Origin of the sequence: Brevundimonas sp. DS20 (assembly GCF_001310255.1) — a bacterium.
Lineage (GTDB): Bacteria > Pseudomonadota > Alphaproteobacteria > Caulobacterales > Caulobacteraceae > Brevundimonas > Brevundimonas aurantiaca.
Window position 1 is genome coordinate 729,934 of sequence record NZ_CP012897.1, and the last position, 17,269, is coordinate 747,202.

General features: G+C 67.2%; 12 protein-coding genes. 7 read left to right on the forward strand and 5 right to left on the reverse strand.

Annotated elements, in window-relative coordinates:
* Positions 1-10: 10 nt before the first annotated feature.
* The 3 genes from JL11_RS03510 to JL11_RS03520 all read left to right on the forward strand — a co-directional run bounded on the left by JL11_RS03510 (position 11) and on the right by JL11_RS03520 (position 5,379).
* Positions 11-2,170 (forward strand): prolyl oligopeptidase family serine peptidase, encoded by a 2,160-nt coding sequence (locus JL11_RS03510; protein ID WP_054764436.1) that lies wholly within the window; start codon positions 11-13, stop codon positions 2,168-2,170.
* Between the two features lie 149 nt (positions 2,171-2,319).
* Positions 2,320-4,527: a prolyl oligopeptidase family serine peptidase gene (locus JL11_RS03515; protein ID WP_054764437.1), complete on the forward strand. Its 2,208-nt coding sequence runs from the start codon at positions 2,320-2,322 to the stop codon at positions 4,525-4,527.
* Positions 4,528-4,596: 69 nt separating this feature from the next.
* Entirely contained in the window at positions 4,597-5,379 is a 783-nt protein-coding gene (locus JL11_RS03520; RefSeq protein WP_054764438.1) for a DUF1223 domain-containing protein, read from the forward strand.
* 12 nt (positions 5,380-5,391) lie between these two features.
* Here JL11_RS03520 and JL11_RS03525 read toward each other — a convergent pair whose 3' ends face one another.
* Positions 5,392-6,483: a phosphotransferase family protein gene (locus tag JL11_RS03525; protein ID WP_054764439.1), complete on the reverse strand. Its 1,092-nt coding sequence runs from the start codon at positions 6,481-6,483 to the stop codon at positions 5,392-5,394.
* Between the two features lie 48 nt (positions 6,484-6,531).
* Positions 6,532-8,028 carry a glycerol kinase GlpK gene (glpK, locus tag JL11_RS03530; RefSeq protein WP_054764440.1) on the reverse strand — a complete coding sequence of 499 codons (1,497 nt, stop codon included), beginning with the start codon at positions 8,026-8,028 and terminating at the stop codon, positions 6,532-6,534.
* A 58-nt stretch (positions 8,029-8,086) separates the two neighbouring features.
* Between glpK and JL11_RS03535 the strand changes: the two genes are divergently transcribed.
* The 3 genes from JL11_RS03535 to JL11_RS03545 all read left to right on the forward strand — a co-directional run bounded on the left by JL11_RS03535 (position 8,087) and on the right by JL11_RS03545 (position 10,974).
* Positions 8,087-9,067: a threonine ammonia-lyase gene (locus JL11_RS03535; RefSeq protein ID WP_054764441.1), complete on the forward strand. Its 981-nt coding sequence runs from the start codon at positions 8,087-8,089 to the stop codon at positions 9,065-9,067.
* A gap of 66 nt (positions 9,068-9,133) precedes the next feature.
* Positions 9,134-9,601 (forward strand): MaoC family dehydratase, encoded by a 468-nt coding sequence (locus JL11_RS03540; protein ID WP_054764442.1) that lies wholly within the window; start codon positions 9,134-9,136, stop codon positions 9,599-9,601.
* A gap of 215 nt (positions 9,602-9,816) precedes the next feature.
* The gene (locus JL11_RS03545; RefSeq protein WP_054764443.1) at positions 9,817-10,974 is read left to right on the forward strand and encodes an OmpA family protein; all 1,158 of its coding nucleotides are present in this window, start codon (positions 9,817-9,819) and stop codon (positions 10,972-10,974) included.
* 487 nt (positions 10,975-11,461) lie between these two features.
* On the opposite strand, the gene JL11_RS03550 is transcribed toward JL11_RS03545, so the two are convergent.
* Complete coding sequence (locus JL11_RS03550; RefSeq protein WP_054764444.1) at positions 11,462-12,136, reverse strand: OmpA family protein; 675 nt, start codon at positions 12,134-12,136, stop codon at positions 11,462-11,464.
* 229 nt (positions 12,137-12,365) lie between these two features.
* On the opposite strand from JL11_RS03550, the gene JL11_RS03555 reads away from it, so the two are divergent.
* Positions 12,366-13,277: an isopenicillin N synthase family dioxygenase gene (locus tag JL11_RS03555; RefSeq protein ID WP_054766791.1), complete on the forward strand. Its 912-nt coding sequence runs from the start codon at positions 12,366-12,368 to the stop codon at positions 13,275-13,277.
* A 12-nt stretch (positions 13,278-13,289) separates the two neighbouring features.
* Here JL11_RS03555 and JL11_RS03560 read toward each other — a convergent pair whose 3' ends face one another.
* Both JL11_RS03560 and JL11_RS03565 read right to left on the reverse strand, forming a co-directional pair.
* A complete protein-coding gene (locus JL11_RS03560) occupies positions 13,290-15,230 on the reverse strand; it encodes a pilus assembly protein TadG-related protein (protein ID WP_054764445.1) in 1,941 nt (646 codons plus the stop codon).
* A 111-nt stretch (positions 15,231-15,341) separates the two neighbouring features.
* The gene (locus JL11_RS03565) at positions 15,342-17,246 is read right to left on the reverse strand and encodes a M2 family metallopeptidase (RefSeq protein ID WP_054764446.1); all 1,905 of its coding nucleotides are present in this window, start codon (positions 17,244-17,246) and stop codon (positions 15,342-15,344) included.
* Positions 17,247-17,269: the final 23 nt, after the last annotated feature.

Consider the following 17,269-nt stretch of genomic DNA (forward strand, 5'->3'; position numbering starts at 1 on the left):
GGGACTGTCCATGATCCGCTCATCCGCCGCCGTGCTCGCGGCCCTTCTCGCCTCCACCAGCCTGACCTCGGTATCCATGGCCCAGACCGCCCCCTCCGCCCCGGCCTTTGCGACCAGCGAGGCGAGCGACCCCTATGTCTGGCTGGAGGAGGTCGAGGGCGAGCGGGCCATGGAATGGGTCAAGGCGCACAACGCCCATTCCCTGGGCGTGCTGCAGGGCGATCCCCGCTATGAAACCCTGCACCAGCAGGCGCTGGAGATCGTCCAGTCGCGCGACCGCATCCCCGCGCCGGGCTTCACCCACGACGGCCATATCGACAACTTCTGGCAGGACGCCCAGCATGTGCGCGGCGTCTGGCGGCGCACGACCCTGGACTCCTACAAGACCGCCGAGCCCCAGTGGGAGACGGTTCTGGACATCGACGCCCTGGCCGAGGCCGAGAGCGCCAACTGGGTCTATAAGGGCTCGACCTGCCTGGCGCCCGATGAACGCTACTGCCTGATCAGCCTGTCGAACGGCGGCAAGGACGCCGTGACGATGCGCGAGTTCGACAGCGTGACCCGGAGCTTCGTCGAAGGCGGCATCTATCTGCCGGAATCCAAGGGCGGGGCGAGCTGGATCAACAAGGACACCCTTCTGGTCGCGCGCGACTTCGGCCCCGGCACCCTGACCAACTCGGGCTATCCGATGGTGGTCAAGCGGATGCGGCGCGGCGAGAGCCTGGATCAGGCCGACGTCCTGTTCATGGGCGAGCCGACCGACGTCTCGGTGTCCGGCTATACGCTGCGGGACGCCGACGGGGAGCTGAAGGCGACCCTGATCAACCGGTCGATCGACTTCTATTCGTCCGAGACCTATCGCGTGACCGACGACGGAGCCGTGGTCAAACTGGCCCTGCCGGCCAAGTCGGACATCACCGGCCTGGTGGACGGCCGGCTGGTGGTGTCGCTGAAACAGGACTGGACCGCGCCCTCGGGCCAGGACTTCAAGAGCGGCGACCTGATCGCCTGGCCGCTGGACGCCTGGCTGGAAGACCCCGCCACGCCCGCCGTCTTGGTGCTGCGGCCCACGGAACGTCAGGCGGTCGAGGGGGTGAACGCCACCCGCAACACCCTGGTCGTGGCCCTGTACGACAATGTGCGCGGTTCGGTGCGGGTCTATCGCCCCGGCGAGACGGAATGGACCTATTCGACCCTGGACCTGCCGCAGAACGTCTCCGTCGGCGTCGGTTCGGCCTCGGAGACCGACGACAAGGTCTTCGTCAGCGTCACCGGCTATCTGAACCCGTCCAGCCTGTGGCTGGCGGACGCCGCGACCGGGGCGGTCGATCAGGTCAAGTCCATGCCGGCCAAGTTCGACGCGACCGGCATGACGGTGGAGCAGCACGAGGCCCGTTCGGCCGACGGGACGATGATCCCCTATTTCGTGGTCCATAAGGCGGACATGCCGCTGGACGGGACCAATCCGACCCTGCTGTACGGCTACGGCGGGTTCGAAAGCTCGCTGCTGCCCGGCTATTCGGCCACGGTAGGCAAGCTGTGGCTGGAGCGGGGCGGGGTCTATGTCATCGCCAACACCCGCGGCGGCGGCGAGTTCGGCCCTCGCTGGCACGAGGCGGCCCTGCAGCAGAACCGCCAGCGCGCGCACGAGGACTTCCAGGCCGTGGCTCTGGACCTGATCGCGCGGAACATCACCAGTCAGCCCAAGCTGGGGATCATGGGCGGCTCGCAGGGCGGGCTGTTCATGGGGGCGATGCTGACCCAGCGCCCGGACCTGATCAATGCGGCCGTCATTCAGGTGCCCCTGTTCGACATGCTGCGCTTCCACAAGCTCTTAGCCGGGGCCAGCTGGATCGGCGAGTACGGCGATCCCGAGATTCCGGAGCAGCGCGCCTGGATCCAGCAGTATTCGCCCTATCAAAACCTGCGGGCGGGCCAGCCCTATCCGGAGGTCTTCATCCACACCTCGACCAAGGACGACCGGGTCCATCCGGGCCACGCCCGCAAGGCGGCGGCGCGCCTGGAAGAGCTGGGCTATCCGGTGCTCTTCTATGAGAACACCGACGGCGGCCATGCGGCGGGGGCCAACCTGCAAGAGACGGCGCGGCGGTTGGCGCTGGAATACACCTATCTGTCGCGCCGGCTGATGGACACGCCGGCGAAGGAATAGGGTCTTTTCTTTCCGCTCATCCCGGCGAAAGCCGGGACCCAGTGCTTTCGCGAGGTTCGGCGGCTGGGATCGAGTTCAGTACGAATGGGCGGCGCCGAACGCCCAAAGATCTGGGTCCCGGCTTTCGCCGGGATGAGCGGAGTTTTTAGATGCGTCAACTGATCCTGTCCGCCGCCATTCCGGCGCTTCTGATGGGGGCCTGTGCGGGCACGCCCGTTGAGATCGGTTCAGATGAAGTCGTCGTATCGACCAACGACGCTCCCCCGCCGCACTTCCCCCGCGACCTGACCCCGGCCGGCGTCGCGGCGGCCGACGACCATCTGGCGCTGGAGCAGGTGGACGGGGCTGAGGCCATGGCTTTCGTGGCCGAGGAGAACCGCAAGTCCCTGGCCGTCCTGACCGGCGACCCGCGCTATGAGACCTTCCGGGCCGAGGCCCAGGCGATCCTGACCGCCACGGACCGGATTCCCAGCCCGTCCTTCCTCGGCGACGGCGTCGGCAACTTCTGGCAGGACGCGACCAATCCCAAGGGCGTCTGGCGTCGCACGACGCTAGAGAGCTACCGCACCGCGACCCCGCAGTGGGAGACCCTGCTGGACATCGACGCCCTGTCGAAAGCCGAGGGCAAGGACTGGGTGTTCAAGGGCGCCGATTGCCTGGCGCCGGACGAGACCCGCTGCCTGATCAATCTGTCGGACGGCGGCAAGGATGCGGTGGTCGTGCGCGAGTTCGACCTGACCACAAAACGTTTCGTGGACGGCGGTTTCAACCTGCCCGAAGGCAAGCACCGGATCGAATGGCTGGACCGCGACACGCTTCTGGTCGCCACCGATTTCGGTCCGGGCAGTCTGACGGAGTCCGGCTATCCCTTCATCGTCAAGACCTTGAAGCGCGGCCAGACCATGGCCCAGGCGGTCGAGGACTATCGCGGCGACGCCTCGGACGGCGGCTACGGCGTCAGCCCGGCCGTCTATCGCGACAAGACCGGCCGGGTCACGGCGGTGATCATCACCCGCCCGTTGGACACCTTCCGCTCCGAAACCTGGATGATGGCCCATGACGGATCGACGGTGAAGCTGGCCCTGCCGGACCGGGTCAGCGTCTTCGGAGCGCAGGGGGGCCTGCTGATCGTCTCGAATGACGAGGCCTGGACCTTCAACGGCCTCGCCTACAAGCCCGGTTCCCTGCTTTCCATACCCTTGAACCATCTGCGGTCCGACCGCGACGATCTGAGCGTCAGCAACCAGGCCCTTCTGATCTATGAGCCGGCCGCCCGTCAGTCGTTGGGCGACGTGCGGGTGCTGGATCGCCAGGTCGTCGCCTCCCTGTCCGACAATGTGGCCGGGCGGCTGGCGATCTTCGAGAACCGGGGCGAATTCGGCTGGCGCCGCCAGGATGTGGCGACGCCAGAAAACATCGCGGTGGGGCTGGGCGACTCCTCCAAGTCCAAGGGCCAGGTCTTCGTCTCGACCCAGGGCTTCCTGACCCCGCCGACCCTGAGCCTCGCCTCGGTCGGCTCCACCACCCTGACCGAGCTGAAATCCGCTCCGGCCAAGTTCGACGCCTCGACCCATGTGGTGGAGCAGTACGAGGCGACCTCGACCGACGGGACCAGGATCCCCTATTTCATCACCCGCCCGCGCGACATGAGGCTGGACGGGTCGAACCCGACGATCCTGTTCGGCTACGGCGGGTTCCAGGTCAGTCTGAACCCGGCCTACAAGCCCGAGATGGGCAAGCTGTGGCTGGAGCGGGGCGGGGTCTTCGTTCAGGCCAATATCCGCGGCGGCGGCGAGTTCGGGCCCGACTGGCACCAGGCGGCCCTGGACGGAAACCGCCAGAAGGCCTTCGACGACTTCGCCGCCGTGGCGCGCGACCTGGAGCGGCGCGGGACCACCAGCCCGCGTCGTCTGGGCATCTATGGCCGGTCGAACGGCGGGGTGCTGACCTCGGTGTCGATCACCCAGCACCCGGAGCTGTTCAACGCCGCAGTGATCGAGAGCCCGCTGATCGACATGCTGCGCTATCACGAGCTGCCGGCCGGCGCCTCCTGGATCGGCGAATACGGCGATCCGCGCATTCCTGAGGAGGCGGAATGGATCGCCCGATATTCGGCCTATCAGCAGCTGCGGCCGGACGTGGACTATCCGCGCGTCTACATCACCACCAACACCCGCGACGACCGGGTGCATCCGGGCCATGCGCGCAAGTTCGCCGCCCGGCTGGGCGACCAGGGCCACGACCATCTCTATTATGAGGACACGGCCGGCGGCCATTCGAACGACGCCGACCCCGTGGCCAACGCGCGGCGCTGGGCCCGCCACTATGTCTATCTCTCCCAGCAGCTTATGGACTGAACGCCGCCGCAGGCGAGGGTCACGCACTTATGACCCCCGCTTGCGCGCCCGGCGGCTAAGAACGTCGCCATGAGACACAGGATCGGGATCATTGCAGCGGCAATCACGGCGGGCGCCGCCCTATGCGCTGGATCGGTCGCCCAGCCCGCCGCCTCGCGGCCGGGGCGGCACGCCGTCGCCGCCGGACCGCCGGTGGTGGTCGAACTGTTCACCGCCCAGGGGTGCGGCGCCTGTCTGGAGGCCAATGCCACGGTCGAACGGGCTGCGGCCGAGCCGCGCGTCATCGCCCTGACCTACGGGGTCGACTATTGGGACTATCTGGGCTGGACCGACACCTTCGCCCGGCCTGAGTTTTCTCAGCGCCAGCGGGCCTATCGCGCCGCCCTGCGTCAGCGCGGCGTCTCCACGCCCCAGGTGGTCATCGACGGCCGCCGACAGGTCTCGGGCGTGCGCGGACCTGAGCTTGAGACCGCCATCCTCGAGGCGGCGGGCCGCCGCGCTTGGCCGCCCGAGATCGAGTTCCGCCAAGGCGGCGATCAGGTCGGCGTCGGCTCGGGCCGCGTCCCGGCGGGCGGGGCCGAGGTTCTGGCCGTCACCTATACGCCCGGCGTCCAGGTGGTCGAGGTCGGTCGCGGCGAAAACCGCGGCCGCGAGGTGCGCCAGCTGAATGTGGTCCGCGACGTCACGCGCCTGGGCGACTGGCGGGGCCGGCCGATGTTGTACCCCCTGCCTCAGACGCGGGATGAGGACGCTGTGGTCGTGATGATTCAGGACAAGGCGGATCGGCGCATTCTGGGCGCCGCCGTCCGCAGGCCGACCTCCGGGTCCGGCGGGGCGGATCGAGACGGCTGAAGCCGAGGCGGATCAGGCCCCCGCCTTCTTGGCAAACGTCCAGGCCGCCTCGCTGAGCGGCCCGACCTGGGCGGCCATGCTGCGAGCGTGGGCGCTGGCCGCCGTGCCGTCGCGGACACGGCCGGCGATGCCCTGGCAGATGGCGGCGAGACGGAACAGATTATAGGCGTAGAGCCACTCGAGATCGGCAGGTCGCATCCCAGTGGCGGCGGCGTAGCGGTCCACCGTTTCCTCGACCGAGGGAATGCCCAGGGCCTCCAGATCGGCGCCGGCGAGGCCGTTTCGCAGGCTGGCGGGGATGGCCCAGGCGATCAGCAGATAGGAGAAGTCGGCCATGGGGTCGCCCAGGGTCGACAGCTCCCAGTCCAGAACGGCGCGGACGTCCGCCCGATCTTCAGCCAGGATCATATTGTCCAGGCGGAAGTCGCCGTGGACGATGCGGCAGGGACCCTCCGGCGGCAGGCTGGTCGGCAGGAAATCGATCAGTCGGTCCATGGCGGGAACGGCCTCGGTCTCCGAGGCGCGATACTGTTTGGTCCAGCGGCCGACCTGACGGGCGAAATAGTTGCCGGCCTTGCCATAGTCGGCCAGGCCGATGGCGGCGGGATCGAAGGCATGAAGCCGGGCCAGGGCGTCGGTCTGGGCGTGATAGATGGCCCGGCGCTCGGCGGGGCTGAGGCCGGGCAGTTTCAGATCCCAGAAGATACGGCCCTCCACCTTGTCCATCACATAGAAGATCGAGCCGATGACGCCCTCGTCCAGGCAGAGGGCGTGGGGCCTGGCCACGGGAAAGCCCTGAGCGGCCAGGGCGGAGATGACCTGGAATTCGCGATCGACGGCGTGGGCGCTGGGCAACAGCAGGCCCGGCGGCTTGCGGCGCAGCACATAGGCGGCGGTCGGGGTGGTCAGCTCATAGGTGGGATTGGACTGACCGCCCTTGAACTGGCGCACCGTCAGAGGGCCGGCGTAGCCCGCGACGTTTTCGGTCATCCAGGCGTCCAGCCCCGCCTCGTCCAGCCGATAGCGGGGATCGACCTCGCGCGTGCCGGAAAAGGCGGCTTGAGCATCCTGAAGAGGCGCGTCGGCGGCGGAGGCGTCGGTCATGTACAGCCCAGTCGGTTCTTTCAGCGTTTCCCTAGAGCCGCCCGCGTCTTAGGCGCGCTCCGGCGCGGCGATGATGGCGGCCTTGACCGCGCGACGCCAGCCCGAAAGCAGACGGTCGCGTTCGTCGGGCTTCATCCGGGGCTTCCAGCAGGCCGGGGCCTCAACCGGACGGGCTTCGAGATCGGAAATCAGACCCACGCCCAGGGCCGCCAGACGCGCGGCGCCCAGGGCCGTCATCTCCTGGAAGGCCGGACGTTCGACCTCGACCTCGCAGATGTCGGCGACGAACTGCATGGCGAAACTGTTGGCGGTGACGCCGCCGTCCACCTTCAGGGTCTTCAGCGGCGGGGCGCCGTCCTGGGCCAGGGCGTCGAGCAGGTCGCGGGTCTGATAGGCCAGGGCTTCCAAGGCGGCGCGGACGAAATGGGCCGGGCCTGAATCCCGCGTCAGCCCGACCACGGTCCCGCGCGCCTCCGGCTCCCACCAGGGGGCGCCCAGGCCGGTGAAGCCGGGGACCAGATAGACCCCGCCGTTGTCGGCCAGGCTCTGGGCCAGGGCTTCGGACTGGCGGGATTCGGAGATCAGCTTGACCCCGTCCCTCAGCCACTGGATCGCCGAACCGGCCGAGAAGATCGACCCCTCCAGCGCATAGGCGGTGCGGCCCTCGGCCCGGTAGCCGAGCGTGCCGAGCAGACGACGGGTCGAGGCGACCGGCGTCTCGCCGACATTGGCCACCAGAAAGGCGCCGGTGCCATAGGTGATCTTGGCGTCACCGGATTTCAGCGCGCCGTGGCCGACCAGGGCGGCCTGCTGGTCGCCGGCCGATCCGGCGATGGGCAGGGGGCGGCCGAACAGCGCCGGATCGGTCTCGCCGATCAGGCCGGCGCAGGGGACGACGGCGGGGAGGGCCTGGCGCGGCACGTCGAACAGGACGCACAGGTCGTCGCGCCACTCGACCGTCTTCAGATCCATCAGGGCCGTCCGGGCCGCATTGGTCGCATCGGTGGCGTGAACCCGGCCGCCGGTCAGTTTCCAGATCAGCCAGGCGTCGATCGTACCCAGCTTGACCTCGCCCCGCGCCGCCCGATCGCGCGCCCCCGGCACGGCGTCCAGCAGCCAGGCGAACTTGGTCGCCGAGAAATAGGGATCGAGGATCAGGCCGGTGGCGGACTGGACACCCGGCTCACGCCCCTCGGCGGTCAGGCGGGCGGTCACCTCGGCGGTGCGGCGGTCCTGCCAGACAATGGCGCGGCAAAGGGGTTCGCCGGTCGCTGCGTCCCAGATCACCGAGGTTTCGCGCTGGTTGGTTATGCCTATGGCGGCGAACCGGTCGACGCCGCCCGCCTGGCGCACCACTTCGCGGCAGGTCTGCAAGGTCGCGGACCAGATTTCGCCCGCGTCATGCTCGACCCAGCCGGAGTGGGGGAAATGCTGGGCGAGTTCGATCTGGCTGACGGCGACCGGGCGCAAGTCGTGGCCCCGGACCTCGAAGGCGATGGCCCGGGTCGAGGTGGTGCCCTGGTCGATGGCGAGGATCAGGCTCATTGTCTTTCTCTCCCTGCGCCGTCTTGGGCGACGCCTGCGGTCGGGCTAAGGGGAGCATATGACGACGCACCTGCCCAGCTATGAAGGCGTTCTCGACGCCGCCCGCCAGATCGACGGTGTCGCCGTCCGCACGCCCCTGATCGAGAGCCCCGCCCTGAACGCCGTGGTCGGCGGCCGGGTTCTGATGAAGGCGGAGAACCTGCAAAGGGCCGGGGCCTTCAAGTTTCGCGGCGCCTATAACCGCATCAGCCGGCTGAATGCCCAGGAAAAGGCGCGCGGGGTCGTGGCCTTCTCGTCCGGCAATCATGCCCAGGGCGTGGCCGCCGCCGCGGCTCTGGTGGGATCTCCGGCGATCATCGTCATGCCGTCGGACTCGCCCCAGGTGAAGGTCGAGGGGGTGATCGGTTTCGGCGGCGAGGTGCGGCTCTACGATCGCTGGACCGAGAGCCGGGAAGAGATCGGCGCCGCCATCGCCGCCGAGCGGGGCTGCGTCCTGGTGCCGCCGTTCGACGATCCCTTCATCATCGAGGGCCAGGGGACGACGGCGCTGGAGATGCTGGACCAGGCCGACGCGCCGATGGACCAGCTGTTGTGCGGCGCCTCCGGCGGGGGACTGATGGCCGGGATCAATTTGGTCATGGCCGAACGCAGTCCCGAGACCCGCGTCCTGGTGGTCGAGCCCGAAGCCTATGACGACACGGCTCGGTCGCTGGCGGCCGGGGAACGGGTCGGGCATCCGGCCGGGCCGCCCTCGATCTGCGACGCCCTGATGAGCCCCATGCCGGGGGTTATGACCTGGCCGATCAACAGGCGGCTGGCCGGTGCGGCGACCGTGTCCGACGCCGAGGTCGCCGAGGCGGTGCGGTTCGCCTTCCGCCATCTGAAACTGGTGGTGGAGCCCGGCGGGGCGGTGTCCCTGGCGGCCCTGCTGGCCGGAAAGGTCGAGGGCGCGGGCCGGACGACAGGCCTGATCCTGTCCGGCGGCAATGTCGATCCCGGGCTTTACGCCGCGATCATCGAGGGGCGGTTCGAGGGTTGACCCTTTTCACTGCTCCGGAGCTGGGTCAAGGTCTTGGAAAATAGAGAGACGGAGGAGAAGACGGCCATGACCCGGACACAGGATGTTCACGCCTTGATCGGTCAGGAAGTCGGGGTGTCCCGATGGTTCGAGATTGGTCAGGATCGGATCGACGCCTTTGCGGACTGTACCGAGGACCATCAGTTCATCCACGTCGATCCCGAGGCGGCCAGGGCGACGTCCTTCGGCGGAACCATCGCTCACGGTTTTCTGACCCTGAGTCTGGCGTCCGCCATGAGCTATGACGCCGTGGCGCCGCTGGATGGGCTGACCATGGGCGTCAACTACGGTTTCGACCGGCTGAGGTTTCTGGCGCCCGTCCCGGCGGGATCTCGCGTGCGGGGCCGGTTCCGCCTGTTGGATGCAACCGACAAGGGCGAGGGGCGCTGGCTTCTTAAACATGAATTGACGATCGAGATCGAGGGCGCCGACAAGCCGGCTCTGGTGGGCGAATGGCTCGGATGCAGATCGTTTCCGCAGAGAGCTGAAGGTTGAGCCGCCCTCGGCGGAAGACGGGAAAAACGACGGAACTCGGACGAATCTGCGTGTGAAGGCCAATTACATCTGTAGCATCAATGGCACGGCGCCTCATTTCGGGGCTTGCGTCGTCAAGTTTCAGCCTCGACCTTCCACGGCAACGCTGGTAAGAGCCGCCTAGGCGGTAAGATCCGCCCTAGGTTCTAACAGGCGGAGGGCTATACCCTATGCGTATGAAGACTATCGTGCTGGCCTCCAGCGCAGCGGCCGCCCTGGCCCTGTCGGCTGGCGCGGCCTCGGCAGATCCCAACGGTTGGTATGGCGCGATCGACGCCGGCTACCACATGATCGACGACATCAACGCCGAGTCGTCGACGACCGGCGCGAACTGGAACTATGAGGTGAACAACGGCTGGGCGGCCTTTGCTCGCCTGGGTTATCGCTTCAACCCCAACTGGCGCGTCGAGCTCGAAGGCGGCTACCGCTCGGGCGACATCGGCACGGTGCGCGCCGTTTCGGGCACTCAGGGTCTGTGCAATCTGACCCCGGCGACGGGCGGCTGCTATTCGCCGGAAGGCGACATCGAGTCCGCCACCCTGATGGCCAACGTCATCTATGACTTCGGCTATGAAGCCTGGGGCGTGCGTCCCTTCGTCGGCCTGGGCGCCGGTGTGAACCACGTTGCCACAAACATGCTTGGCAACCAGCGCGCCAATCGCGCCGCGACCATTGATGTCGACGACAACTCGACCAAGTTCGCCGCCCAGGCGATCGCCGGTCTGGCCTGGGCCGTCAGCGACCGCGCCAACATCGACCTGACCTACCGCTATCTGACGGGCGACGCCTCTTGGGAATCGGTTTCGGCCGGTGTGACGGGCGCGACCCAGTTCGGCGAATGGGACGGCGACTACGACCAGTCGCACACCGTGACCCTGGGCCTGCGCTACAGCTTCGGCGCCGAAGAAGCGGCCCCGCCGCCTCCGCCGCCTCCGCCGCCCCCGCCGCCTCCGCCGCCTCCGCCCCCGCCGCCCCCGCCGCCGGTTCCGCAGACCCCGGCCGCGCGTCAGTTCGTGGTCTATTTCGACTGGGATCGCTCGGACCTGACGGCTGAGGCTCGCTCGGTCGTGACCCAGGCCGCCAACTACGCCAAGACGGGCCGTCCGACCCGCGTCCTGATCGTCGGCTACACCGACACCTCGGGCTCGGCCGCCTACAACGTCGGCCTCTCGAACCGTCGTTCGCGCACCGTCGCGGACGCCTTGGTCGCCCAAGGCGTCAACGGCGGCGTCATCGCCCTCGACGGCAAGGGTGAAACCGCCCTGGCCAAGCCCACCGCCGACGGCGTGCGCGAACCGCTCAACCGTCGCGCCACCATCGACATCAACTTCTAAGACAGGCGAAGGATCGACCCGGTTTCACCGGGTCGATCCCGCCGATCTCGAAGCTGAAGAGCTGAACGCCGTCTCCGAAAGGGGGCGGCGTTTCTGTTTGCGGAGGGGGTGTCTGCGACAGGTCGCCCCCCGTGCCGTGTTTTCCAGCATGTGGCGGCGAAGAGGACGGAGGGGCGGCGCGGCGTCTCAGCCGGCTGTATTGGTCAGAGCCGGAGTTTGCGCGGCGGATGTAGGCAGAGAGGGGGCGAGAAGGGCCTCGCCGGCCGTGATCACGAGGGTGGCGCTCAGGACGGCGCAGATCACAGCGACTGCTGCGAGTGTCAGACTCTTGGCCAGGTCCCGGTCATCCGGCGTCATGGTTCCTCCCCCGACGTCCTTCTGGGAGGATCACGACGCGCGCGGGGATGCAAGTCACGGAACGGTGTCAGGCGGACAAAGGCGGCGTCGCGAGACGCCGCCTTCCGGATTGCGGATTTTTCTGAAAGTCTCAGCCGGTGAAAGGCCGGATCAGAATCTCGACGCGGCGGTTCTGGGCCTTGCCTTCGGGAGTTGCATTGGACGCCACGGGGTTCCGGGAACTGGCGCCGGCGACATAGAGGCGCTCGGCCAGGATGCCGCGACGCACGAGTTCCGCCGCCACGCTGCTGGCGCGGCGCTCCGACAGGGGCTGGTTGATCGCATCGCCACCCGAGGAATCCGTATGACCGATCACGTCGATGGTGGAGCGATCATATTCCTGCAGCACCCGGGCGACGTCATCGAGCACGGGCAGGAAGCGCGGGTCGATCGAATACTGGTTGGTGGCGAAGGTGACGTCGGACGGCATGCGGAGCACCAGATTGTCGCCCTGGCGCGCCACGCCGACGCCGGTGCCGGAGAGCTGAGCCTCCATGGCGCGTTGCTGGCGGTCCATATACTGACCGACCGCAGCACCGCCCAGCGCGCCGACGCCCGCGCCGATCAGGGCGTTCTTACGACCCTGTTCCCCGTTGGATGTATTGGTCAGATAGCCGAGCAGGGCTCCGCCCAGGGCGCCCGCGATGGCGCCGGTTCCGGTGTTGTTGCGGACGGGGGTCGAGCGATAGGGGTCGGTGGTGGTGCAGGCCGCCGCGCCCAGTAGGGCGGCGATGGAGACACCGGCGACGAAAATCTTGGCGCGCATGGATTGGTCCTTCCGATTGGCAGTCTGGCGCGAGAAACGCCCCCCTACTGTCTAGGTTCCAAGCTGTACCTTAGGTGAACGGGCGAGCGGTTCTTGCGGGACCGACGGCTTGAACCTGACAGGGGCGCGGAATGGGGGTAAGGAACCGCCGCACATTGTCTGAACAAGGACGACGCCCGTGAGCGCGATCTCGGCCCCAACCGCCGCCTCAACCATCACCCCTGTCTCCATGACCTTGTATGACGAGGATTTTCAGGCGTTCAGCGATGAGCTGGGCGCCTCCTTCACCCGGTTCGGCTTTGGGGTTGTGGCCGACCATGGTCTGGACGAGGCGCGTATCGCCGCCGCGATCGACGCCGCCAAGACCTTCTTCGCCCTGCCGGAAGCCACCAAACGCCAGTACCACCAGCCGGGAACCGGCGGGGCGCGGGGCCTGACCCCTTTCGGGGTCGAGGCGGCCAAGGGGGCGACCGCCGTGGATCTGAAGGAATTCTGGCACGTTGGTCGCGAACTGCCGCAGGACCATTCTTATCGCCGCTTCATGCGCGACAACCTTTGGCCCGAGGAGGTGCCCGGTTTCCGCGACCATCTTTACGGCATGTATGAGGATCTCGACGCGCTGGGGCGGCGCATTCTCCGGGCCATCGCGCGGTACCTCAAGCTGAGCGACGACTATTTTGACGACAAGGTCGAGATGGGCAACAGCGTCCTTCGCATGTTGCACTATCCGCCGGTGCCCGCCGATGCGCCGGGCGTGCGGGCCGGCGCGCACGAGGACATCAACGTCATCACCCTGCTGCTGGGCGCCGAAGAGGCTGGGCTGCAGCTGAAGGAGAAGGACGGCAGCTGGCTGGACATCGCGCCGCCGGCGGGCGCCCTGGTGGTCAATATCGGCGACATGCTGCAACGGTTAACCAACCACGTCCTGCCGTCGACGACGCACCGGGTGGTCAATCCCGCGCCCGAACGTCGGGGCTTCGCCCGCTATTCGACGCCCTTCTTCCTGCATTTCAACCCGGACTTCCCGATTGAGACGCTGCCGAGCACGATCACGCCGGACAATCCCGATCGCTATGCCGGCAAGACCATTCTGGCAGAGGACTATCTGACCGAACGTCTGCGCGAAATCCGCCTGCTCTGAGGCGAGTCGTCCCTAGCGGGAGATGCGCAGCCGGGTGATGTCCCGTCCGATGTCTCGGAAGGCGTCGGAAAGGTCGGTGGAGCTGGACGCCTGGAAAGCCCGGTCGGGGTTGGTGGCGCACCGCGCCATCAGCTCGCCGGCGGAATCGATCGGACCGGTCATATTCTGGGCTGCGCCGATATCGAAGCCGACCGTATAGACGATGACGCCGGCGGCCTTCATGTTTTGACAGAGCCGATAGGCTTGGTCGAAGGAAGAGCCGTTGGTGGCGGGCTGGTTGATATGGGTGTCCGCCCCGCCGCTGCCGACCCCTGCGTCTCCGGCGATCACGCCCCGGAAATAGGGGGTGTTGAACTCCCCGTCGGTCATCAGCACGACGGCCTTCAAGGTCTTGGTCGAGTCATAGGCGGCGGGCGCGCCTGCGCCTGACCACAGGCCGAAGGTCGGCGAAACCAGATACCAGCCCCAAGCCAAACCGATATGGCCCGCCGTCGATCCGACCGCCGACATTCCGTTGATGGCGTCGGTCAGGGTCTTCTTGACGTTGGTCAGGGGGACGATTCGGGAGGCCGGGCAGGCGTTGCCGGTTCCGGCGTAGCTTCGTCCAACCCAGGACGAGGTGGACGGGGCCGCATCCGTATAGGCCTGCGCCCCGGCTCTTTCCGACACGCAGGTCGTTCCGGGAAAGCGCGTCCAGGTTCCTGCCGCATTGACGAAATCTCGGTTCGAACAGCCGTCCACGCCGCAGACCAGCTGGCCGCCCGACGTATAGGCGGCTCCGCCCATGGGGGCGTTCGCCAATTGGGCTTGAGAGGCGTCGAGCGCCAAGGTCGCCGTGGTCGCGCTGACGCCGGCGACGCGGAAACCGATGTCATTCAACTGGCTGAGGCCGCCCATGCCGCTCAGGACAGCGGCGTCCCCATCGGGCGAGAGGCCGTGGCGGGCCATTGTAATGACGATGTTGCAGTCCGCCCGGGCGCATTTGGCGACATAGGCCCGGCCTGAGAAGGCGGAATAGTAGCGGGTGTCCCTATCGACGAGGCTGAAGGTGTTTGTCGTGGCGTTGCCAACTGTAAGAGCTATGCCGTTCAGGCCCCCCATCGTCTCCGCGCTCCAGATCGTCACGATGTCGCCGTTTTTGAACCCGTGCTTCGAAGCGGTGACCACCGGGGTGTAGGCGCGGGTGATGCTGGTGATCGTCTTGACCGAGCCCGTCAGCCAGGTCGCCGCGGTGATGGATTGGGTGCTGGAGGCGAGCGCTCCGCGCGCCCTATCAGCATAGGTGTCGCCTACATTGACGCCCATGGAATATGGAGCCAGGGCCACCTTGGAATAGAAGGGCGACTGGTTGTCTTGGACGACGATGTCGATCAGCTCCTTGGCCGCCGACTTCAGATTGTCGATCTTGCGGCCGCTTGAGCAACTGGCGGCGCAGTCGTTCATCGAGCCGGTGATGTCCAGGACCAGGGCCACCTCCACATCGCGCGAGGAGCGGTTGACCTCGGATCGCACCGAGACGGGCAGGGTGTCGTCCAGCAGTTGGCCGTAGGGCGGAAGCACGATGTTGGCGACCAGGGTCTTTACCCGCCCCTGAGCGGTGGCGATGACGACGCTCTTGTCGTTCATGGCGACCTGAACGTCGCCGTCCTGAACCGGCTCGAGCTCAATCCCCTTCAGATTGGCGCGAAGATTGACCAGGGTGATGCTCTTCAGCTCTTCCGGCGTCGTATAGGGAGACCGCGCGGCGGCCAGGGCGGCGGCGTCCAGGGCGTCCTGAAACTGGGCCTTGGCCGTGGTTATGCGGTGAATGTCGACGCCGCCCAGGGCCAGCATGACGATGACGGGCAGGCTGAGAGCGAAGATGATCGCCACATTGCCGCGCCGGTCGCCGCCCAGCCGGAAGGCCAGGGCCCGAAGGCCGCTGAGGACCTTATGGATCGGTTGTGGCGCCAATGTCGTCGCTTCCTTACAGGCGCGCGCCGCCCGCATGAGGCCACAATGGCCTCATGCGGTTAAAGGAAGGCTGACGGATCGCGGTTAACAGACCCGGCCTAAGGACCGTCTTCAGGCCTGCGACCAGCCGCAGTCATGGCCGCGGTTTTGGACCGTCAGCCATTGATTCAAAGGGGCGAAATAGTCGGCGACCGCCGAGGCGTCGTTCCGCGTCTCGCCGGTGAAAGCCTCGAGCGCCTCGGGCCAGGGCTTGGACTGGCCCATTTCCAGCATGGCGTTGAAACGGGCGCCGACGTCCTTGTTCCCGTAAACCGAGCAGCGGTGCAGCGGGCCGGTCCACCCCGCCTGCTTGCAGGCCGCGCGCTGGAACTGGAACTGGTAGATGTGGGCCAGGAAATAGCGGGTGTAGGGGGTGTTGCCCGGCACATGGTATTTGGCGCCGGGGTCAAAGGCGTTGGCCGGACGCGGGCCGGGCGGAACCAGGCCCTGATACTTCAGCATGTCCGCCGTCCAGGCGGCGTTGTACTGGTCCGGCGTGGTCTCGCCGGAGAAGACGCCCCAGCGCCAGCGGTCCACCATCAGGCCGAAGGGTAGGAAGGCGATCTTGTCCAGCGCCATCTTCAGCAGGAAGGGAATGTCCTCTTCCGCCCCCGGCGTCGTCTTCAAAAGGCCGATCTGGTTCAGATAGGTGGGGGTCAGGGCCGACAGGCCGACGAAGTCGCCGATGGCCTCGTGGAAGCCGTCATTCGCGCCGTTGCGGAACAGCATCGGCTGGTTCTTGTAGGCGCGCTGGTAGTAGTTGTGACCCAGCTCGTGGTGGACGGTGTAGAAGTCGTCGCCGTTGACGTTGGTGCACATCTTGATGCGGATGTCGTCGGCGTTGTCGAGATCCCAGGCCGAGGCGTGGCAGACGACCTCACGGTCGCGGGGGCGCACGATCTGGCTGCGTTCCCAGAAGGTCTGGGGCAGAGGATCGAGGCCCAGCGAAACGTAGAAGCCTTCGCCCGTCCTGACCATTTTCACCGGGTCGTAGTCGGCGGATTTGAGCAATTCGGTCAGGTCGTAGCTGGAGGCGCCGCCGCTGGTCGGGGCCACGACATCATAGATATTGCCCCATTGCTGCGACCACATATTGCCCAGCAGATCAGCGCGGATCGGGCCGTGGTCGGGTTGAACGGCGTCGCCGTATTTGGCGTTCAGCCGGGCGCGGACATAGCAGTGAAGGTTCTCGTAGAAGGGCTTGACCTGGGCCCAGAGCCGATCGGTCTCCTCGGCGAAGTCGTCGGCGGGCATGTCGTAGCCCGAGCGCCACAGGGCGCCGGTGTCGGAAAAGCCCAGTTCGCGCGCCCCCTCGTTGGCGATCTCGACCATGCGGGCGTAGTCGTTCTTCATCACCGGCGAGATGGTGCGCCAGCCTTCGTAAAGGGCCTTGGTTTCGTTCGGGTCGCGGCTGTCGGCCAGGATCAGCGAGGCCTCGTCCAGGGTGATCTGCCGTCCCTTGAAGTCGAACTTGCCGGTCGAATAGGTCGAATCCAGACGGGTGGTGATCTGCGACAGCTCCTCGGCGGCGCCGGGGCGGTTCGGGGCGGGCAGGACGATGCCGAGCCGCAGCAGGTTCAGCTTGCGGCGGACCACCGGATCGACTGCGACGTCGTTGAACTTGGCCGCCTGGTTGGCGAACTGGACCTGGAGCTCGGTCGCCTCGGCGTTGACCTTGGATTCCAGCCACATGGTGTCGAAGGTGATGTTGGTGGCCCGGGCCCACTGCACCCGGGCGGCGTATTCGCCGAAGGTCAGCATCTTGGCCTCGGCGTCGGCGACGAACTGGGTCGCGCCTTCGGCGGTCGTGGGGTAGTCGGCCCTCAGGCCGGTGGCGGTGACCGGGGCGGGAGTGAAGGTCTGGGCGCCGGCTTCGGCCTGAAGCGGCAGAGCCTTGTCCGGGGTCGGGGCGGCGGCGCAGCCGGCGGCGAAGGCGAGGGCGCAGACCGCAGCGGCGGTCGTCATCTGACGCTTCATGATGGATCTCCTGAACAGCGGGC